This is a genomic window from Micromonospora sp. LOL_024, from assembly GCF_048060415.1.
Taxonomy (GTDB): domain Bacteria; phylum Actinomycetota; class Actinomycetes; order Mycobacteriales; family Micromonosporaceae; genus Micromonospora.
Genome location: NZ_JBHMIS010000019.1, coordinates 82327 through 103561, shown reverse-complemented (window position 1 = coordinate 103561; position 21235 = coordinate 82327). Strand labels below are relative to the sequence as shown.

The following is a 21235-nucleotide window of genomic DNA, read 5'->3' as shown; positions in this document are numbered from 1 at the left end:
TCGGGCTTAGACACCACAATGATCACGAAGCTCGTGCCTGCTCTGCTATACACCCCAACCGGTCACTACCCGACCAGCCGCACGACCCCGGAACTTGCAACCGCCCTGACCGGGGGATGGTCGCACACAGCTGTCCTCCGGCGGGCGACGACATGCGGAAATTCTGCGCCCACGCCCGCCTCGTCGTCGCCCTGGGCGCCCCGCAACCCGGCAGCCGCAACGACACCATCGTCTACCGCACCTCCGGCATCGACCAGAAACTCGCAGGTAGGCCGGTCATAGCCGACAGCGCCTACCGCAGCAAAACCCCGACGTGATCATCCCTACCGAAACCCGCAGGCGGCAGCGAACTACCCGACTGGAAGAGAAACCTGAACAGGCATCACCGCACCGTCCGAGCACAGGTCGAACAGGCCCTGGCATGAAGACCCTGTACGGGAAGCCTGTGTCGTACTCCACTGCAGGTCAAGGGTTCGGTTGTTGGGGGCGTTCTGCGAGTTGCCAGACCGATCAAAGGCCGCGTGCTGGGTAGTAGGTGCGTGCGACCCTCCGAGCCGGAGGCCCGCCGTGATAGCTTGCGTCGATGAGTTCGACACCTGAGCGCGTTGCATCTGGCCACGTTGATCGCGTCGCTGACTACTACGACGACAACACCCGTCGGTTCCTCCTGGTTGCCGAGAGCCCAGGCAGTGACGCTATCCACCGTGGCGTGTGGACGCCGGATGTCGCGAACGTGGCAGAGGCTATGGACACCGTCAACCGCCTGATGATCGAGCGTTTGCGCGGGTACGTCCCTCCGGGAAGCGCAAAGGTGCTTGACCTTGGCTGCGGCGTCGGCGGGACGATGGTTCGCTTGGCCCACGAGGTGGACGCGTTCATTTCTGGTGTGACCATCAGCCGAGTGCAGGCCGAGATCGCAGCAAAGCGGTTCGCCCGCGAAGGACTGACTGAACGCTGTGACGTGATCTGTGCCGATTTCGCCGAGCTTCCCGCGGAACCACACTACGACGCCATGATCGCCGTAGAGGCGGTTGTTCATTCGCCGTCGCTGGAGGACCTACTCCCGTCCCTGGTGGATCGGCTGCGCTCTGGAGGCCGCCTTATCTTGTGCGACGACTGGATGACCGACAAGGATCGCGGGCTCGTCGTTCGTGAGCGCTGTCTCGACCAGTTCCGCGCCGGGTGGCGTATCGGAAGTTTGCACACTGTGGCCGAGCTGGTCGTCATGTCTGAGCGAGCTGGCTTGCGCCTGGTCGAGGATCTGGATCTTACTTCATATTTGCGCCTTGGTCGGCCACGCGATCGCGCGATCAAGCTGGCTATGGGCGCCACAGCTGTAGTTCCACGGCTTCGTAACCGTCTTGTTGAAATGCCCTTCTGGGCCAACATGATTGGTGGGTCGGCGTTGCAAGTAGGATTGTCGCGGCGTTGGCTGGAGTACCACTTGATCGTGCTTGAAAAGGCATGAGGCGTTGCTCGATCATTTGTGGCGTGTCAACCCGGCTCAATCGTCCAGATTCTCAATCATCACCTGTGCCCGCAGCCCATCCAACCTGTCCCCGGCCACCTCATCCATGGCGCCGTACAGCGTCGACGACAGCAGATCCCGCAGGCCCGCGACAGCCCCGTAGCCGCCCATTTCTTCCGGATGCATGCCGGCCTGCTTGGGTGTCTCCCAGATGCGGTCGACGTGCTGGTAGAGGGTTTCGAGGGCGTGCCTGTGGGCGGCGAGCTGCTCGGGGTGAGCGTGGCGAGGTACCGCCGGTCGTGGTCGGCGAGCGCGTCCCCGACGAGGGTGGCGGCGGCCTGGAGTTCGATTTCGGTGAGGTGCGAGGTGAAGTCGACGGTCATGGTTGCCCTCTGGGTGGGCGCCATCATCTCTCACCCTGAACTGTATGTGACCGGGTCATCGCTGCAGGGTCATCGCCCCGACCGCTGAGCCTCACCTCGGGCGTCCGACGTAGCCGCGCCGTTCAGTCGTGCACCGTTTGGTAGACGTCGGCCCTCTACACCTCCACCGACAGCGCGCCCTACCCGTACCAGCCGCTATCCGCCAACGCGATGTGCAGCCCACCGGCGGCGGCAAGGTGGTCAAGCTTCACCGCACTTACGCTGCTGATGTTGTACGGCCTTGCAAGGATCAGCGTCGGCTGCCCCTCCGAGTTCCACCGGTGACACGACCTATCCAGCGTCCGAGCGGGTTACACAAGTTGACCAAGCACCGCCCTTTGACCACCACCCCGACCAGTCAACGCAACTCCCCTTGGTAGCGTGGCCTTAGTCGGGCGATAGTTTGATTACTCAAAGTAGCCTGGCTGACGCGTGCTGGTTCGTGTAGCTGGCTCGGATAGATTGCGGTTTTTCGTGTGATAGCTCTACATGGCCTCGTTGTCGTGCATCGTCCGGACAGCGGACGGACCGGGATGATGGATGGTCGATACAGTGGGGTGGTCGTAGTCGAAGTCAATCTCTGAGAACTCGCGTCGCGCCGTGCTAGGCAGTTGGTTGTCGGCGACGATAAACTGCAGCTTTCCCGGGAGTGCGGCTGCAGTGTTCGCGAGTCGCTGGTAGAGGGCTGTCGAGATGTCGGTTGCCGCGTTCAACGCCATGCGAGGGCTATCAATAAGCAGAAATGACGGGAAGTTGGTGTCGCCGCGGGAGACCACCATGTAGAGGATCGAAGTCCAATAGGCTATCTGCGTGGCGGTGATGATGCCGCCGCCTTTGCTTGCTTTCGAGAAGGGCCGCCCGTTCAACAGTGGGAGGTAGTTCGTGGGGTGGATGGTGGCGGTTTCGATGCTCGGGACCCCGATGCTGCGCATTGCTCGGGCGAACTCGGTGTTCAGGTCATCGAGGATGGACTGCCGCCGCTTGTTGAGGTTCGTCTCGCGCTGGGCAAGGTCTGCCCGGACGCGATCGCGTTCAGCGCTGAGGCGCTTCTCGGAGGCGGCGAGGTCGTCCACACGATCCCACTGCCTTAAGATTGTCTCGAGTTCTCGTTGGCGGGCCCGAGCCTCGGCTAATTTGTTGGATGCGTCGGTGTATGCCTGCAGGCGGGGCGTTACCCGCTCTGAGGTACGCGTTTCAATCTCGAGGGTCAGGTGTTTGATCAGCGTTTCACGTTCGTCGACCGCCTCGTTGACGGCGTCGAGTTGACTGTCTAGGGCGTCGAGTTGCTCGTCCATCTCCCGTAGCTGGTCGGTAAGCTGGTGTTGTTCGTACTGATCGTCGTCAGGCCCGGTGGTGACGGGATCGTTCTGTAGGCAAACACGGCATGAACCCTCAGGGACCGGGCGGCTTGCCAGCGACTGTACGCATCGTGGGCATGTAATGAACTCGATATTCGCGATCCTGGCACCGGCGTCGCGCATGCGCTGCAGACGCGCGAGATCTGCCTCGACGCGGCTCCGCTCGCTGGTCAAGTCCCGGCGTTGGCGGGTTAGTGTCGTGACCGCAGCGCGGGCGTCGGCTAGTCGTCGCTCGGTGTCGGTGAGGAGGTCCCGCATTACTTGGGTCTCCCGGTCGGTGACCGGATTGATCGCTGCTCGCAGCACACGTAGTTGTGCCTCAGCGGCGATCTGATCGTTGGTGGCGTCCCCGTAGGCGTCGAGCGCCTCCTCCTTGCCAGTGGTGTTAGTGGTGTGGAGGAAGCTGCGGACGGTCTCGGTCTCCTTCTGCGCTGCGGCTACCTGACCGTGAAGCCGATTTGCCTTTGAGCGCAGCGATAGAATTTCCGCATCAGTGAGTCTGAATAGCAGCTCAAACACAGCCTTGCGCTTGGATTCCAGGTACGTGTCCTGGCTGCGGGCGATGTCACGGTTTATCTCAGATTGGGCGATGTACATGAACGAGAAGATGTCTGCGAAGGATATTCGCGTACCAGCGTTTGTGCTGCCCCCGGTCCGAGCGGCAGCACGCATGTTGTCGGGGAAGCCCAGCGCGCTCATGAGCAGCGAGTTCAGGCTGGGCACGTGATCCAGGTTGACGCTGTGATCCGGCAGCCGCTCCTGTATACGCAGGTCGGTCACTCGTACACTGCCACGCTTGTTGGCGTCGGTGCTACGCACAAGGAGGTAGCGGGCTCTTCCGATGGTCACATCGACGCTGACGTCGGTGACGCTCTCGGTAATGACGGGAGCGAGCATGCCGTCGCCGCCAAAGCCGAATTTGATCGCTTCTAACAATGTGGTCTTTCCGACGCCGGTTGGTCCGGAGAGAATCGTCAGATCCGTAGGGAACGCGTACCGCACCGGTCCTTCGATGGTGTCGAGAAGAACCCTGTTGAGGCGGAAGTTCGTGGTCAACGGATTACCTGCCGGTGGGGTCGGTCCATGAGGTCAGCCAACCTCTGGTAGATGAGTTCCTTCAGAGCGTTACCAGTTAGGCCGATAGACGCTTGCGCGATGGCCTGGCTACGGTCCGCGATCTCCGACCAAGCGGACGAGCGGGCCATCTCATCGGCCATTTCCCGACCGGCGGCTGTGGCTACGAGGGCCACGCTGCCTTTGCGGCCTCTGGTGTAGCGCAGTAATCCGCGGCCCACCAACGCGCCGATGATGGCGTAGTAGCGGTCGTCCCAAGGCCCGTACTTGTAGCGAGTCATCGGCGCCTCTACCGCAGTCGGCTCCCGGCGCTCCTCGTCGTTAAGATGCAGGCGAGGGTCGTCGCTGCCTAATGCGTCCAGAACCTGAGTTGCCAACGCTGGGTATCGCAGTAGAAAATCCAACTTCGCAAGCTTCGTCAGACCGTCGAGCTTGCGATTGTGTCCTGGCTCGGCTGCGGTGGCGGCTACCAGCAGCAGGACGCGTGCCTGGTGGTAGGCCAGATCCTCTCGCAGCAGGGCCAGCTCGGCGGCCTGGAAAGACGTCGTCACAGGCCCGCACCTCGTTCGCCTCGACGGTGAACCACCTCGGCATCGATGTCGAAGCTCTCGCTGAACCACACTTTGCACTCATTCGACAGGTCACACAGACCGCCGAGAGCTAGGTCTACATCGACCTCCTGCGGCAGCGTCGCGGCCTGCTGCTCCAGTTGAGCTTCGAGTTCGCGCCATAGCTCGGCACCCCAACTGGTGGCAGGTGCCTTCACCTTTGATGTTGCGACGTCGCTGATGCGAAGCAGTGCACGCCGTAGCCGCATCTGGTCTACGCGTGCCCGGGGATCGGACGCTGTACGGTCACGCCAGAGATCCTGGTAGTCCAGGCGAAGCTGCTCGGCTCGCTCGACGGCGTTGTCAGAACATCCGCCGACCTGCATCTTGATAGCGAGCCGGCTGGTGCGAACCATCCGTGGCAGCCTGGCGAAACCTGCTGGGTGGGCGATCGCGGTGCGGATGGCCACATCGATATCTCCGAGTGGCACGATCCGGCTCGTAAGTTCCTTCTCGCGCTCGACGACGCTCGGCGCAGCGGCACCCACGGGAGCGACCAGAACTGCTGGTAGGCCGCCTGCCTCCGTTGGTCCACCAGCTCGCATGCGGGCCCGGAACAAGGAAACCACGGCCTGCCACACCGACTCCGCCGCTACCGTGCTGCCAAGGCGGTTGAGTACTGGTTGGGCGTACATGTTGGGGGCCGCGAAGGTGACAACTTCCTTGGTCGGACTTGCTTGATACCTGAACATGGAGAGGAAACGAGCCATCTGCTGCCGGTGCTCAGCGGTCGGGACCGTCTCGCCTAGGCCACTGGCGTCGGCTTCCCACCGATCTGTAAGCCCGTCGCAATGCTTGAGCAGAGCCTTGCCGAAGGCGGTCAGCAGCTCGTCGAACTCGCCCGGTGCGATTAGCTCTCGCCCGGCCAAACGGCGGTCACGCAGCGTCTCTGCCAGAATGCCCAGATGCTTCGGTTGTCCATCACCCAGTCCTGGAGTGGTAACAAGCCGGCAGATCGACTTCTCCTGCATGACCAGCCAACGACCGAAGAGGTGTCCCACACCGCCGTCGTCCGCCAGAGAATTCAACGTGGTGTAAGCGCCGAACGACAGCCCCCAGTGCTTGGCTGACACTAGTTCGGCGTCCTCGCCGCGGAGCGTCACCCAGTCCTCATGCCGCTCACACAGCACCCGACAACCATCCGCTGACACCAGGCGCCCGCTCACGTCCAGTGAGTCGAGGTACAGCCGTAGGCCGTCGGCCGCCGCCATGACCGCCTGCCACTCGTACTGATCGGCAGTCCGCGCACCGGCATCATCCGGCGGCACCTCTGTCACGACCAGCTCGGCAGCCGTAGCCACACTCTCTGCAACCTGCAAACGCCACCCGCCCGGTCATCCGTGGCCGCTCGACCACTTAGCGTTCTGTGATCGTTCCGGAGTCTGCCCGACTGCTTGAGTGCTAACCCGTTCTCTGTCTCGTACTTGACAGCAGAGGGTCTGTCGAGCCTTCGACGGAGCGTTCTTGTCAGACGCCCACGACCACCTGAAACCCTGGCCTCGGCGTCGGCCGAACAACTCATGAAGTCGGCACCCTGCAGGTTGCAGCACGGCTACGGTCAGGCTGACAGCAACGCGTCGCGCGTCGTCGTCATGCCAGGTCGCAAGGGCCCCTCTATGGGCGGCGGCGGGAAATCTCAGCGAGGCGATCCTCGTAGCTGGTCACGCTGTTTCGCCTGAGCCAGTAGACATTCGGTTGGCGGGCCGACGCGAGCGCGCAGATCCGGGCCAGGTTCAGCCGCACCAACTCGATGATGTGGTCGCGGGCGGCGTCGCCGGGGAACAGGAACATGTGCACCTTGGCGTTGAGGAAGGCTTGCAGCTCCAGTTCCCGCTTGAGAATGTACTGGTCGCGGCCGAACACGACCTAGCCCTTCTCGCCGATCACTGGCAGCCAGTCCTCGTCCCTGACGCCCTGCTCCAGCCGTTCCCGGGTGAAGACGGAAGCGGGGCTGTGTACCTGGTAGCCGAGTTCGGTGATGCACCGGCGCAGCGACCGGCCGTGCATGTTCTCGTCGATGTAGAACTCAGGCGGCGCGGCCCAGGAGGACGCGTGCGGCGGCGCGGGCGTCGTGGATGTCGATTCCGAACTCGTCCGCGACTGTTTCAGCGCTCTCACCCGCCTTCATCATGCCGGCGACGTCCGCCACCCGGGTTCCCGTGGCGGCAAAGATCGGCTGCCCGAACGAGCGCCGCATGTTGACGATCACCTTGGCTGGCTGCCAGTTGGACAGCGTCAGCTGCTCGGGGATCCCTTCGCTGTCGAAGGCGATGTACTCCATGTGATCGGCCACGATCTCCTTGATCACATGTTGGTTGGTGCCACCAACAATCAGGCCCTCGCCGGAGCGGGTTTTGCTGAAGTCCCACAGCACGTCGATGCCGTCAGTGGCCAGATCGGGTGCGATGAGGACGTACTCACGGCCGAACTGCCGCTGGAGTTCCGTCAGGGCTGGGCGGATTTTCTGCGGACGCACGCCAGCGTTCCGCAGCGCCTCCAGCACGTGCGCCTCGGCTAGGGCGATGAACGTGACCGGCAGGACATCCGGATGACCATCGGTGACGTGCAGCAGCGGACCGCCGCGCTGGTAGCCGCGCGCCCACCGGTGGAAAGTCTGTTGCGGGACCCGGAGATGACGCCCGGCTTGGGCTAGATTGAGAATTCCTTCCGTAAAGCGGACATCGCCCATTTCTGCCCCCCTTTCGGTGCGTCATTGATTCGCTGTCAGCAGCATTGCATACGTGGCGTAGGGAGCGCACCAACGTGGAGGTGAGGCGCTCGTGGCGACGCTCGCCCATGCTCTGGGCGGTAGCGAGCCGAGTGGCGCCTGGGGTGAGCCTGCGGACGAGCGTGCGGCAATCAATATCGGGCAGGACTGGTAGGCCACCCGACTTGCTCGGCCACGCGGACAGGGGCATTCCGCAACGCAGGGGAGGTTTTCGGGGTCGAGCCGGTCCTACGTGCCAGCGGCGACGTCGACGGCGAGGGCGAGCAGGGCTGTGATCGCTTGGAGGACGGTGAGGGCCAACGCGCACAACGCGATACGGGCTTCGAGCGTCATGCGCTTGCCGGGCGTCTCGGATGCGACTGGCAGCGCGACGCTGGGAGCAGCTGCCTGCGCCGGGTGCAGCGGCAGGGGCGCGAACGACGGCGGCACGATGTGCAGCCGGTAGAGCCACGGATCGAGCCAGCTAGCCGCACCCAGGTGGCGAACCCAGGCCACGATCTTTTGTCGCCCGTGTTGCTGGCAGCCGACGAGGATTTTGCCGTCCTTCGTGCACGGCTTCCTGGTGGTCTTGGCCAGGACGAGGCACTTGGCGTTGATCCTGAAGCCGAAGTAGTAGCACACGTACAGGAAGAGACCCGCCGAGCAGAACAGGATGCATACGACGTTGTCCCAGAAGGTGGGTTGCGCTGCGGGCTCCGAGTTCGCTGCCAGGAGAAGCACGAGAGTGCAATCTACAGTAGGCAACCAACCAGGCTCGGACTGTGACCGCCCGATCGGATGATCGGCGAATGCGGGTCGTGATCTCGCCGCACTCCGACAAGCCGCACGGCACCGGCTGTCTGTCACGCCACACCAGTCCATGCCCAGGACCACGGGCAACCGAAGAGGGAGAAGTCGTGGGGACGCCCAGCACTGGGGCCCTTCCTGCTGGGACTTGGCGAAGCACACACGCTGTCCGCTCACGGCGGTGCTCCCGCCGGGACACTGGCTCACCGCGGGTGGTGCGACCAGCCGTGCCGTGGAAGGAGCCCACTACCCCCAATGGCCCTACATCCGAACGTCCCAGTGCGCGCCTCGTGTCGACGCCGACCGGTCGAGCCCACCTCGACCTCGACCCGCAGTGAGCGGCGAGCGTGAACAGTTCGCGCGAACTCAACCGGGCATCTGACGAGCACATGTAGGGGCGCGTGGGCCGGTGGGGAGCGGTGATGGCTCGGTGTGGTCCGCCGAGAATGTGGCTGACGAACGATGTGCCAACCGCTCCCCGCCCAGTCCCGTGCACCGGTGATCGCGACGAGCCGGCGGGCCGGTAGAAAGCTCATGCCCAGGAAGCGGTGGGCATGGCCGCACAGGTTTCGCCGAGATGTTGGCTGACGGTAGGAGATGCCACCCGCTGCTTCGTTCGTCTGCAGATCCGGTAGACCGCTGATGGAGACTCGCGACACGGTTCGCAGCTGAGAAGGTGCCGGCAATTCCGAATCCGCAGGCCAGGGCGACCCCGCAAAGATCAACCCCTGAAGAGGAGCACCCTCGTGGCGAAGTTGTGGATTGGTGTGGACATCGGAAAGGCCCACCACCATGTGGCCGCCGTCGACGGTGACGGCCGACTGGTCTACTCCCAGCGCGTCGCCAACGACGAGACCGCCCTGCTTACCGTCATGGCCGACGTCTCGGCCGTCGGTCGGCCGGTCTGCTGGGCGGTGGACATCACCACCGGTCTGTCCGCGCTGCTGCTGACCCTGCTGTGGCGCCGCCAGGTCCAGGTCCGCTACGTCTCTGGCACCGTCGCGTTCCACATGGCGGCAGCGTTCGCCGGAGAGAACAAGACCGACGCCCGCGACGCGGTGGTCATCGCCCAGACCATCCGCATGCGCCCCGACATCCCCGTCCTCGAACCCACCGACCGGCTCATCGCCGAACTGACCGTCCTGACCAGCTACCGCGCCGACCTCGTCGGTCAACGCGTCGCGACCCTCTTCCGGCTCCAGGAACTACTCACCGGCATCAGCCCGGCCCTTGAACGAGCGGTCGACCTGAACCGGAAAGGCCCGATGATGGTGCTGGCCTGCTGGCAGACCCCCGCCGCGATCCGCCACGCCGGCGTCGACCGGATCACCGCGCTGCTGCGCCGGGGCCACGTCCGCAATGCCACTGAGGTCGCCGACGCCATGGTCGCCGCCGCACGGCAACAAGCCGTGACCACACCCGGGCACCGCTCGGCCGCGGTCGTCGTCGGGCAGATGGCCACCGAGATCCTCGCCATCGAGCAACGCATCGCCGGCGTCGACGACCTCATCGCCGAACACCTCCACCAACACCCACTCGCACCGATCGTGAGCAGCCTGCCCGGCATGGGCACCCTGCTCACCGCCGAACTCCTCGTCCACACCGCCGGCATGACCGAATACGCCACCGCGGCGAAACTCGCCGCCCACGCCGGCCTGGCACCCATCAGCCGCGACTCCGGCACCACATCCGGCAACCACCGCGGGCCTCGCCGCTTCCACCGAAAACTGCGACACATCCTCTGGATGGCCGCGTTCACCGCCCTCAGAGAATGCCCCGCATCCCGCGCCTACTACGAGAAGAAACGCGCCGAGGGCAAACCCCACCGCCAAGCCATGCTTGCGCTCGCCCGACGACGCGTCGATGTCCTCTGGGCCCTCGTCCGCGACGGCAAAACCTTCACCCGACCCACCACACCCGCCAGCATCCCCGCCTGACCGATCCCCCACCCACCGCCGACGCCCAGGAGGGCGCCGGTCGCTGCAACCTGCCCAGAAAGATCATCCGGAGTCACATGGGGACTCCTAAGACGACGCTCTATCTGCATACAGAGGCCAACTACCTGCGGGTTCCTATTCTGTTTTCAGGTTAGCAGGTCGCACGTGCGCGTTGCTGTGCTCGCTTGCCGAAGATCAGCCGAACGGGCGTAAGTCCTGCTTAGGCCATGCTTCGGCCGCTTCGACGCGTCCTCACCGAGATCCGGTGAAGGTGCCGCGCCGCGTCAGTTTACGGTGCCACGAGAGCGTGGGCCAGCAGCGTGGCGAGTTTGGCTGCGCGTGCCGGGTGGTGATGGCCGACCCAGAGAACTCGTCCGATGAGGTATTGAGCGAAGTCGGGGTGGCCGGTCCGGTTCTGCGGGGTGAGGCCGGTGCGGGCGGCGTTGTGGAGGATGGCGCGAAGCTGGTCGTACTCGTCGTGGTGTGGCGGGGCGGTGGTCGACGACGAGTCCGGCGAGGAGTTGCCGGTCGGCTCGGCTACGGACGCGTGTCTTGGCTTTGTGGCCTCGGAAGCCCTCGTCGGTTGCGTGGTGCTGAGGGAGCCCGGGTTGAGGCGGCGTTGACGTCAGCCCAGTCCTTGCACCTCCGTTGGAATTAGGAGGGACACCGGAACGGACCGTCGGATGCTGAAGCGGGCGTCGTTCGAGAGGATCGCGGCCAGCGATTGTGCGAGGTCTGGGTCCCGGTTCGCGAGTGCTGAGCAGGCGACGGCGGCCTCGCCGCGTACGGCGTGGTGGTCGTCCTTGGCCAGTTCCTGCGCGAGCGCCGCCTCGATCTCAGGGTGGACAGCCATCAAGGCCGCTGCGGCTTGCCGCAGGGAAGCATCGCCGGACGACGCCAGATCTGCCCATCGCATCGGCGGAGGAAAGCCCCGCTCGGCGAGTCGGTAGGCGGCCTCTGCTGCAGCGAGGGAGTCTGCACGGTTCCCGGTGCGCAAGAGGGGGCGCGCTGCCTCCCAAACCCTCCGCGCTACGTCCTCGTCGACGGCTAGGCACGCTGCCGCGCGCACGGCCGCTCGTCGCAGTGACCCGGGCTGGTTGAACATCTGGAACGTGCCCAAGGGGTGGGTGAACCTGTCACCGAGTTGATCGAACGGGCTGAGGGGAGCGTCTCCTCGTGACGCTGGCAGCACCAACTCTGCCAGCTCGCGTCGGACCGTGTCGGGCAAGCTGGCTGCCAGAACTTCACAGCCTCGCATGGCTTGGGTTCGGTTGCCCTCGGAGTCGCCGCTCTCGAGGGCGCGCCTGACGAAGTCGCGTGCGAGGTCGACCTGCCGATCGACGGGCAGGCACCCTGCGACGTACGCGGGGAGAGCAACACCGACTCGCTCAGCCACATAGCCGGGCCCATGATTCGGTGGGCTTTCGATCACCGTCCGAACTTGTTCCTCGACAGCGGCAACCACCGCCGGATGTGTGTCGCCCTGGATGGCAAGGAGTTGCACAGCGATTGGGTTACCGGCTTCGGCACGCTGCCGAAGTGGTTCACGGAGCTGATCGAGGCAGGCTTCTACTGCGGCGGTTTCGTTAAGAAGCTCTCGGGCGAGATCGTCGGAAGCATCGAACAGGGCGAGTATCCGGCCGGAGAGTACCTCCCGACTTGCAGGTAGGTGCACGGCCAGCCCTGCGATGATCCGAACAAGCGAGTCGTCCACCCAGGTGTGCTCGTTGGCCTGCCGGGGCACGAGCGGGTCGACCGCATCGAGGACCGCATCGAGGTGGGACTCCTCGATCCTCTCGGCCAAGGCGGCGAGAACCGCAAAGCCCTGCACCCAGGGCAGAGGGCCGACGATCCCGGTCCTTGACCCGGTCGCCGAAGCCAGGGACCGGATGATCCAGGTTTCGACGTCCGCGTCGGGTACCAGGTCGCCCTGAGCAGCCGTGGCCTGCAGGGCTGCCGCCCGCGTCTGAGCCTGCGGGTGCTCAGCCAGTGCGGCGCAATCGACGAAGAAGGGTGTCAGACCCGCGATCCGTGCCGCCTCCTTGGCATCCCCAGCCATGACGTGGTGATGCACCGCTGCGGCTGGCTCACGCTCCGTCTTCTCGTACAACGTCCCCAGTCGACGATGTGCCTCGATCTCGTCTTCGAGGTGAGCGACCCGGACGCTGTCGCGTAGGTGTCGGCGTAGTTCTGGAAGAGCAGCCTGTAGCTTGCCCGCGAGCAGATGCTTGAGTGCCGCGGTCAGCGGGTCGTGGCCCCGCTGCAGCAGCCCGCCAGAGCCACTGGCGCGGACCGCAGACGCTCGTCTTACAAGATCCGATAGATCCCCGATGACCGAGGCGCGACTCAGAATGCGAGCACGAGCGAGCATCCACTGGGCAGCGTCCTGCCACAGCGCCGCTCGGCAGGCACGTTCCACCGCAGCCCGATAGGCTGCCTCGGCCTCCAACGGCTTGTTGTCCCAGAACAGGTAGCGCCCGCGGCGGGCATAAACAAGCGCAGCATGCTTGGTACTGATACCTGCTGAGGCAGGGGCCGCGCGGTCGATTAACCTCGCCCAGCGGGCCTCATCACACGCAGCCTCGGCCAACACCAGCTCGAGCCGAACAGCGATGTCCTCCTCGGCGCCGGCGACTGCTGCCTCCAACACCGTCCGGACCCGCACCACCGCCGCACGGTCGCCTGCTGCCAGAGCCGCCTCCACGGCGAGTGTGAGAAGTTCCTGCGCACTCGGATCTTCGGCCTCCACCACCGCGCAGGCCGACGTGAGCAACGAGGTGGACAAAACGCTGAGATCCCGGAACCACCTGTTTAACTGCGTGATGACCGCCGCGCGTGCGGGCAGCCACGCCGGGGCAGACGGTACGCCTCCGAGTTGCTCGAACGCTGAGGCGGCCTCGCGGCAGACAGGGGTTGACCCGTCCGACAGATCCTTTAAAACCAGGGGCATCCATGCCGCCGCTGCCAGCAGCGGCTGACGACCCTTGGTGAGAAGCCGAGCCTCCTGCAGCCGCACCGGACGCGCCAGACCCCCGTAGCCTTCAACCTCCAACCGCTCGGCGATCTCGCAGAACAATCGAGCAGCACCAACGGGGTCCCCATCCGACAGTTCCTGCGCCTGCGCGTGTTTCGCGGCAAGACCGAGGGCTTCCATCGGCCCCCGCAGGACGACATCAGGATCGACGCTGAGGGGCACGGCATCACGAAGAACGCCGACTCCAAGATCACTTAATCTCGAATCGAGCGATCGTACAGAATCGTCTACCAGCCGGATCTGGTGGCTGAGTCCAGCCTGCGCGTCGTCCACGTCAAGCGCACCCATGATCTCGGCTTGCACGGCATTCGCGAGGAGGCGAGCACGGGTGGATGCTGATTCGGCGACTCCTCGCCGCACCACCACCTCTTCGTCAATACGTAGAGCCAGGTCGGCGAGCGAAGTGGGTGACAGTGCCCAGAGAAGTGGCCACACGTCGGGCATCCTGACGAGCCGTCGAATCCCCCGCTTCTCCCTGAAGGTCAACTTGGGCTCAATCTGGTGGCGCTTCAGGCGGCTGATCAGCCGTCCAGGGAAAGATCTCCGGGCAAGGCCCAGGACAGCCGCTTTCGCTGCTGTAGTTCCCACCTTCTGCGCGAGGAGCAGCTCCAGACCAGTGGGCACGACGAGATCATGCCAGACAAGACCTCGTCGGACCGCCTGCGTCCTCGGCCGACACGATCCGGTCGTCAAGCCTGCCGCCCCGTGCGGTGCCGGCCCGTGGGACTCGATTGCCGCAGGTCCGATCACCGGACCGACGCCCGAGTGAACAAGCAAGTCCTGATCACGCTTGCAAAACGTGTGGACACGGCGTCCGTCATCCTGCGACCGATGCGGACGAAGTTTCCGATATGCCTAGAAATAGCCAGGGTATGAACTCGACCAGGGCGGCACGCCTCGGTGTTTGCCCGCCGTGGTGCGTAGAGGACCACGGCGGGGAAGAGTGGGGTAGCCGGGGTGTAGGTGTCAGACGCTGCCAGTACCGTCGCCCCATGGTTAACCCAGTTCCGGCGGCAGGCGGTGCACTCGACTCCCGTATCGCCCTCGCGACTTCCGTGCATGCCCAACCTGGTGTCTATGCCTTGCTGCTCGGATCCGGTACGTCGACCGGTGCGGGCGTACCCACCGGCTGGGGCGTCGTAACCGCGCTTGCGGCCAAGGTCGCTGCGGCCGCCGGCGACCAAGTCCCGACGGACTTCGATGCTGACGCATGGTGGAACAAGCACGGTGACGGCCAGCCATTGGGCTACTCCGGCCTGTTGGCGTCACTTGCCAGCACACCGGCAGCCCGTCGTGCCATCCTGGCCGGCTTCTTCGAGCCAACCGAGGATGAGCGTCAGCAGGGCCTTAAGGTTCCCGGAGCGGCACACCGGGCGATCGCGGCGCTGGTGGCGCGAGGCGCGGTGCGGGTTATCCTCACCACGAACTTCGACCGGCTGATCGAGCAGGCACTGGAGGCTGAGGGTGTCTTCCCGCAGGTCATCGCCACCCCAACCGCGATAGACGGTATGGAGCCGCTGGCACACGCACGTTGCACGGTGATCAAGCTGCACGGTGATTACGCCAGAATCGACCAACTCAACACCGTTGAGGAACTCAGTCACTACCCCTCGCCGCTCAAGGCGCTGCTGGATCGGGTTCTGGACGAGTATGGCCTAATCATCAACGGATGGTCGGGGGACTGGGATCACGCGCTGGTCGCCGCCATCGAAGGCACCCGTTCCCGACGCTATCCCCTGTACTGGTCGAGCTTTGCCGCTCTGGGGACCGCCGCCCAGCGTCTGGTGGCCCAGCACCGGGCACACGTCATCGGTGGGGTGTCCGCTGATCAGTTCTTCCCGGATCTCCTCAGCCGGCTGCAGGCACTCGATACCCTCGCGGACCCGCCGCTGACCAAGACACTGGCCATCGCCCGCCTCAAGCGCGTCCTACCCGACCCGATCAAGCACATCGAGCTGCGCGATCTTCTCGACGCCGAGGTTCAGCGGCTGCGGACCTACCTCGCCGGCCGGCCCCAGATGGCCCCGGGCACCGACGGGCAAGCGGTGCAGGACGCGCACGACGAGATCCGACAGCGGTGCGACACGCTACTGCACCTGGTGGCGCACGGGGTTTATCTCGACCGGGACCGCCAGCACACCGCGTTGTGGACATGGGTGATCGAGCAACTCATGAGAGCGCGACCCCAGCCCGACGGCCAGTTCCACCAGTTCTGGGTGTCGCTGCACCACTACCCCGCACTCCTGGCTCTTCAGGCAGCGAGCCTCAGCGCGGTCGCCGCCCAGCGTGACGATGTACTGCTCCGTCTACTGCGTGAGCCAACCTGGCGCGATCGCGGCAGCAGCGAGTGGGAGGTCCCGGCGCTCGACGCGCTGCACACCTACCGGGTCCTCGACCATGACGTGATCAACAGCTTTCCACGCTGGAACGGAACCAAATGGCTCTATCCCCGCAGCCGTCTGCTAAAGGACGAACTGCGTAAGGTGTTTCTTCCCCTGCTGGGCGACGAGGAGTCATACCAGCGGCTATTCCACCGGACCGAATACCGCGTTGCGCTTGCCCAGAAACGCTTTCAGACCTCGTACCGGTCCGCGCCCGGAGAGTTCATTGGAGACGGCCAGTGGCGCCGCGAGGGCTTGATCTGGGACGCCGATTTCCGCGCCCATGCCGACCTTGAAGTATGGGGCTGGACGACGAACGAGACCGGCACATTCAATCAGACGCTGACAGAGTTAGCCGCCGAGCTGCAGCAGAGCCGCCGCTACGGCTGACGACGGCCGGACGGCCGCCATTGACCTAGGCGATACGCCTTCCGCGGTCACCTGCGCTTGGACGGTAACGACTCGTCACCGTCGCCGCCTATGAACACGCCCTGGTCGAGGACCTCATCACACAGACCCCCGACCAGCCCTGGTGGTTGGCTTACCTCGACACCGGCGCCCACGACATCGTCTTTCCCCACGCCCCAGGGTGTCGCTCTACTGGAACTGGTCTTACGTGCTGGTCGAGGCCGGACCCGAGCAGGCCCTCACCTGGCAGACCGGCCATATGCGCCACGGCCGCGGATCGCTACCCGACCTGTTCTTCCCCGCCGATCGATCATGGCTGTCCGCAGGGGGCGAGACATCTGAAGATCACATCACTTGCAAAATACGTGAATCAGACGTCCTCTAAGGTCGAAGACGCGTTGGATGCGCTCCACCAGAAGGGGGCAGTCCTGGTCGGTGATGAGGAGCGACTGTAGCGAGGCTGGTCCGACTCCAGCTGGGTCGGTGAACCGGAGTTCGGCCGTCGCTTCCGCCTCGCCCGCGTGGTCGTAGTCTGGCTTCGTTCGCGGGGCGTCCGGAGGGCAAGCTTGGGCTCTAGACCACGGACACCTCCGACGCCAGGCAGCCCCGTCGTGCCGCCCACGCACTCAGGAGTTCCACCTTCGCGGCTCCCACCCCTTCTGGGTGAGTCCGATGGCGTCTAGGACCACCTTCTGCCGCCCGAGCAGAAAGTCGACGGTGTCGATCTTGAAGTCGACACCATCGACGGGCAGGTCGGGGGAGGTGAGCGTGTCGATGACGTCGTCGAGCGAGCGGGGCTTGCCGTGGCTGGCCATGTACCGGAAGGACGTCGCGTAGATGTCGTCGAAGGGCAGCGGCCGCAGACAGAGCTGCTGCGGCGTGGCCACGGCCCACGTCCAGGTGATTTCGGGGAACGCGGGCCAGCCCTTGGGCATCTCCACGACGGCACTGCCGGATGTCAACTCCGCGCGGAGGCGGTTGACTTGGGCGGCGGCTGAACTAACCCAGTCCTCGATCTTGGTGACTTCGGGAAGCGAGATGGCGTCGATGGGCCACTTGATTTCGAGACAGAGGCCTCGCCGCTGGCTCGGGTCCACCGCCACCACGTCAAGGTCGCCAGCCGTTTGGCGGTCTTGACGCCGGGCTCGTATCCGGTCGGCCACAAGGACTTTAGGTATCTGACCGAGCCAGTCCTTCCACTTCACTGCCCGGTTCCCCTGCCGTTGACCGACGGGCCCGTACCGGCCGGGGTCGTACGCGGAACTGCGCAGGATGATCGCGTCGATGACCCGAGGCGTGATGAGCGGCGGGCACACGATGATGGTGTCCTCGAGCTTTGCCAGCGGTGATACGCGGCAGGAGCGGCCTCTAGTGTAGGTGAGGCGTTCGATGGTGGCGTCGATGCATGCCGTCGGAACCGTTGGAAGCAGCTCAGCCGTCATCTCCAGCAGCGTGGTCCGACGGAGGCTCGCCAGAGTCGTCTCGGTGCGCTTGAGCATGCGCGCCGCCGCCTCGCACAGTGAGGCGAATCCCATGACGACCGACAGCACATCAGCGACTTGGCCCACGGTCAGGCCGCCATCGAGTTGGAAAGAGTCGGGGAGGTTGCCCTCCGGCAGCGCGTGGCGGTAGGCGTCGACAGCCGTTTTCGCGCGCTGCGCCGCCGCGCGGAGGACATCCGCCGGGGGGAGTTCTCGGGATGCTCTTGGCCGGCTCCGGATCCACGCCCGTTCGACCGACGTGATTCCGGGAACGTTGGCAGGGGCGGTGGCGTGTTCGAGGAAGGCGTCGGCCGCCTCGACTGCGGGATTCCAGCGGTGTCGGATCCGGAAGGCGTCGCCACGACGGCGAACCTCGTAACCACCGGCCCTGAGGGTGCCGCGGAGGTTGTCGAGGCGGGTCGCTTCCAGTGCGGCGAGGCAGATATCTGCGGCCTCTACGTCTTCACAGGGCCCTTCTCCCACGGGAATCTCGTGGTGCCACGTGATGATCTGGGCGAGGACGGACTCCCATGGCACATCGCTATCACGCACTTGAGCAATGTCCATTGCACGGAGGCGAGTCGCATGCTGGAGCAGCGTGAGCAGCCGCTCCGGCGCGGACCGCCAGCCGGGAAGATCGCGCGCCGCCTGTCGGCGGCTGTCGATGAGGCTCTGGAGCTCGTCGTCGGGTCTCACGTCGTCATCGCCGAGTCTCCCCGTCCTCTCGCTCCTGTCGATTTGGCCTTGTCGATTGTTCAGCATTGGCCTGGCCGTGGCGACCCCTCCAACGCCAGTGCTGCGGCTCCGCCGAGCCACAGTCCGCTGCGCCATCGAGGGCGCGCCGGCCGCGCTTGAGGTCAGAGTCGGCACAGGTTGCCACCATCGCCGAGCCAGGTTGTCGGTGCCAGCTGGTCAACTTGCCGGGCGACCGGATCCGTCAGGAGGAACGAGTCGTGCTGAGGTCCCGGGCCTGTTCATGCGCTCGCTTCTCATTCCGGTGCCTTCCGGTGTCAACGCTGGCTGAACTTTTCAGGCGGAGCCGATATTCCGGGTGTGCACGCCAGGAGGGGTCGTTCTTGCCGGACGGGCACGATACGGCCTGCACCAGCCCAGGTCTGCCGGGATCAGCAGCGTCGGACGCCCCATAGCAACGCCTGGAGTGAGCGTGCCGAGCTGGGCCAGAGGGCCAACGCGGTTGGTCGCGGTCACGGCTGCGGGGAGAGAGGTCCGAACCAACATCGCGCCGCCAACCCGATACCTCGTCCCGCGACACCGAACAGCCACTCGCCGATGGCATCGCCGAGCCTTGGCTCCAGCCAGATCCCTGGGTCAGCCTTGGGACGTACTGAGCGTGGTCCTTGACGGACGCTCTCGTCGAACCGGTGAACATGATGATCTCTCGGTCGTTTACGATTGGCCGTCCCAGAGTCGACCAGCGGTTCGGACCTGGGGCGCAGGACTGAGGACAGCGATATCTGGGGAGCACGACGGGTGAGCAGCGGGTTGTCCTGATGTCCACTGCGGCGGAATTCTTGCTTTCACGAGCGTGTCTGTGTTCTCCTGGTCCTGGTTGATGTCACGCGTACGAGGGGTTGTGCTGTGAAAAAGGGGCACTACGGCGTACCTCTTCAACGCAGTGACTACCTTAAGCTGGATCCGAACGAGAACAGCTGCACCCTGGAGGGTTTTCAGGACTGGCTGGAAGGCTTCGGCAAGGGCAAGAGGCTGGCTGTGGACCTCTTCTCCGGCGCCGGCGGCCTCAGCTCCGGCATCGAGCGGGCGGGATGGACCACAGCAGCAGCGGTGGACTTCGACGAGCGTGCGCTGGAAACCCACCGGGCGAACTTCCCGGGCCTTAGCCTGAAGATGGATCTCGGTGACCCCGCCGAGCGCGACAGGCTTGAAGGTATCCTCAGGCCCGCCAAGATCGATCTCGTCGCAGGAGGGCCCCCCTGCCAGCCGTTCAGCAGGGCGGGGCGCAACAAGATCCGCGACCTCGTCAAGAACCATGGCCGCGACCCGGAGGACCGCAGGAAGGAGTTGTGGAGCGCGTACCTTGACATGGTCAAGCGGATCAGCCCGCGCGCGGTCCTCATGGAGAACGTTCCCGACATGGGGCTCCACGACGACTTCTTCGTCATCCGGACGATCGAGGAGGAGCTGGAGGAGCTCGGCTACGCAACGCAGGTACGGCTCGTTGACGCGTGGCATTACGGCGTTCCTCAGCATCGGAAACGTCTCATCCTTCTGGCGAGGAGGGATGTCGACGACTTCACGTGGCGGAAGCCCGACTCTGTGCGCACCACCCTGCGCGAGGCCATCGGCGACCTGCCCGAGCTGGAGGTCGTTCCGACGGAACGGGTCGGAGATCGGGAGCTGAAGTACCGGAAGCCTCGCGACCTGTCCGCTTTCGCCGAGAAAATGCGGGAAAAGGCGCCTCAGGGGGTGGTCTGGGACCATATGACCCGGAGAGTCCGGGTCGACGACCACCGGATCTTCGAGGTCATGGAGCCCGACACCAAGTACTCGGATCTCCAGGAGAAGCTGGCCGAGGACGAGAGGAAGTACCAGCGCTACAGCGCGGAGAAGTACACGGACAAGTACAAGAAGCTGGCCTGGGGCAAGCTCAGTCGTACGATCACCGCCCATATCGCCAAGGACGGCTACTGGTACATCCACCCGCAGCAACTTCGGACGCTCACCGTGCGGGAGGCGGCACGTGTTCAGACGTTCCCGGACCATTTCCGGTTTGCCGGTACCCGGAGTGACGCCTTCCGCCAAATCGGGAACGCCGTCCCTCCGCTGCTGGGCGAGGCCGCAGCGGAGGTGCTGAAGCCTGTTGGCGACGCCACTGCCATGCCTGCCGGGCTCCGGCCCCATTGGCGTCAGGTCAGGAGTGGTCTCACGGACTGGGCGAGGCAAAGGTTGGTCGGTGGGGACTGGTATCAGTTTCCCGGCGAGAAGCCCGTACCTCTTCATGCCGCCGTGGTGGCCTTGGTCTCCGGCGCGAAGACCAAGCCAGCCGTGATGACGGAGTTTATGACGAACGTCAGGTCGTCGAAGACGCTCACCGTAGCCCTGTTCAGGAGGCTCATCGACGCGGCGCCCTCGGCGTCGGTCCGGGCCCGCGTGGACCGCTTGGCTCCGCTGGTGGACAGGTCCTATGACTGGCAGTGGAAAAAGCGGTTCGACGTACCAGCCAAGCTGGCCATGAAGCCAGCCGAGGCGGCTCTCTACCGGCTGCTGATCGGAGAGGATCTCATGCTGGTGGGCCAGAGCACGTTGAGGGTCGCGGCTCGGGTGAACGGTATCGAGCCGGATCACGCCAACCGCCTCAGCGAGGGCCGCGTCAATCTGGTGAAGCTCGTGGGCGCGGGCGAGGACGCACCTCTACGCATGGGCGCGATACGGTTGATCGGTATGGACCTCTGTAGGGAAGATCAACCTGTGTGTTGGGAGTGTCCACTCATCGCTCACTGTGCCAGCCGGAAGAAACTGCCCGGAGACCTGCTGACTCTGACCTTCGTTCGGGAGTAGCCGGTCGGCGGCG

General features: G+C 64.8%; 15 protein-coding genes. 5 read left to right on the top strand and 10 right to left on the bottom strand.

The features are described 5' to 3' along the window. Positions 1–152: 152 nt before the first annotated feature. Positions 153–317: a hypothetical protein gene (locus tag ACFHWY_RS19360; protein WP_416581623.1), complete on the top strand. Its 165-nt coding sequence runs from the start codon at positions 153–155 to the stop codon at positions 315–317. Positions 318–583: 266 nt separating this feature from the next. After that, entirely contained in the window at positions 584–1468 is an 885-nt protein-coding gene (locus ACFHWY_RS19355) for an SAM-dependent methyltransferase (protein WP_416581622.1), read from the top strand. A 36-nt stretch (positions 1469–1504) separates the two neighbouring features. Here the strand turns inward: ACFHWY_RS19355 and ACFHWY_RS19350 are convergent, their stop codons facing one another. From ACFHWY_RS19350 to ACFHWY_RS19315, 8 genes are all read right to left on the bottom strand, one after another. Beyond that, positions 1505–1654, bottom strand: coding sequence for a hypothetical protein (locus ACFHWY_RS19350; RefSeq protein ID WP_416581621.1), 150 nt, complete (start codon positions 1652–1654; stop codon positions 1505–1507). 721 nt (positions 1655–2375) lie between these two features. Further along, positions 2376–4304, bottom strand: coding sequence for an AAA family ATPase (locus ACFHWY_RS19345; RefSeq protein WP_416581620.1), 1929 nt, complete (start codon positions 4302–4304; stop codon positions 2376–2378). Next, complete coding sequence (locus ACFHWY_RS19340) at positions 4301–4873, bottom strand: hypothetical protein (protein WP_416581619.1); 573 nt, start codon at positions 4871–4873, stop codon at positions 4301–4303. Before ACFHWY_RS19340 ends, ACFHWY_RS19345 begins: the two co-directional genes overlap by 4 nt. Then, entirely contained in the window at positions 4870–6207 is a 1338-nt protein-coding gene (locus ACFHWY_RS19335; RefSeq protein WP_416581618.1) for a hypothetical protein, read from the bottom strand. The genes ACFHWY_RS19340 and ACFHWY_RS19335 overlap by 4 nt, the downstream gene beginning before the upstream one ends. 337 nt (positions 6208–6544) lie before the next feature. Continuing rightward, complete coding sequence (locus tag ACFHWY_RS19330) at positions 6545–6793, bottom strand: hypothetical protein (RefSeq protein WP_416581617.1); 249 nt, start codon at positions 6791–6793, stop codon at positions 6545–6547. 3 nt (positions 6794–6796) lie between these two features. Next, positions 6797–6937, bottom strand: a complete 141-nt coding sequence (locus tag ACFHWY_RS19325; RefSeq protein WP_416581616.1) for a hypothetical protein — start codon at positions 6935–6937, stop codon at positions 6797–6799. Positions 6938–6956: 19 nt separating this feature from the next. Continuing rightward, entirely contained in the window at positions 6957–7619 is a 663-nt protein-coding gene (locus tag ACFHWY_RS19320) for a DUF433 domain-containing protein (RefSeq protein WP_416581615.1), read from the bottom strand. Positions 7620–7886: 267 nt separating this feature from the next. Beyond that, the gene (locus tag ACFHWY_RS19315) at positions 7887–8378 is read right to left on the bottom strand and encodes a hypothetical protein (RefSeq protein WP_416581614.1); all 492 of its coding nucleotides are present in this window, start codon (positions 8376–8378) and stop codon (positions 7887–7889) included. An 812-nt stretch (positions 8379–9190) separates the two neighbouring features. Here ACFHWY_RS19315 and ACFHWY_RS19310 point away from each other — a divergent pair. Continuing rightward, positions 9191–10381: an IS110 family transposase gene (locus ACFHWY_RS19310; protein WP_416581613.1), complete on the top strand. Its 1191-nt coding sequence runs from the start codon at positions 9191–9193 to the stop codon at positions 10379–10381. Between the two features lie 625 nt (positions 10382–11006). Here the strand turns inward: ACFHWY_RS19310 and ACFHWY_RS19305 are convergent. Next, positions 11007–14039, bottom strand: coding sequence for a hypothetical protein (locus ACFHWY_RS19305; protein ID WP_416581612.1), 3033 nt, complete (start codon positions 14037–14039; stop codon positions 11007–11009). A 368-nt stretch (positions 14040–14407) separates the two neighbouring features. Here ACFHWY_RS19305 and ACFHWY_RS19300 point away from each other — a divergent pair, with 368 nt between their 5' ends. Next, positions 14408–16186: an SIR2 family protein gene (locus tag ACFHWY_RS19300; protein WP_416581611.1), complete on the top strand. Its 1779-nt coding sequence runs from the start codon at positions 14408–14410 to the stop codon at positions 16184–16186. A 644-nt stretch (positions 16187–16830) separates the two neighbouring features. On the opposite strand, the gene ACFHWY_RS19295 is transcribed toward ACFHWY_RS19300, so the two are convergent. Further along, positions 16831–18447, bottom strand: a complete 1617-nt coding sequence (locus ACFHWY_RS19295; protein WP_416581610.1) for a hypothetical protein — start codon at positions 18445–18447, stop codon at positions 16831–16833. An 837-nt stretch (positions 18448–19284) separates the two neighbouring features. Here ACFHWY_RS19295 and ACFHWY_RS19290 point away from each other — a divergent pair. Continuing rightward, on the top strand, positions 19285–21222 hold the full coding sequence (locus tag ACFHWY_RS19290) for a DNA cytosine methyltransferase (protein ID WP_416581609.1): 1938 nt from the start codon (positions 19285–19287) through the stop codon (positions 21220–21222). Positions 21223–21235 lie beyond the last annotated feature (13 nt).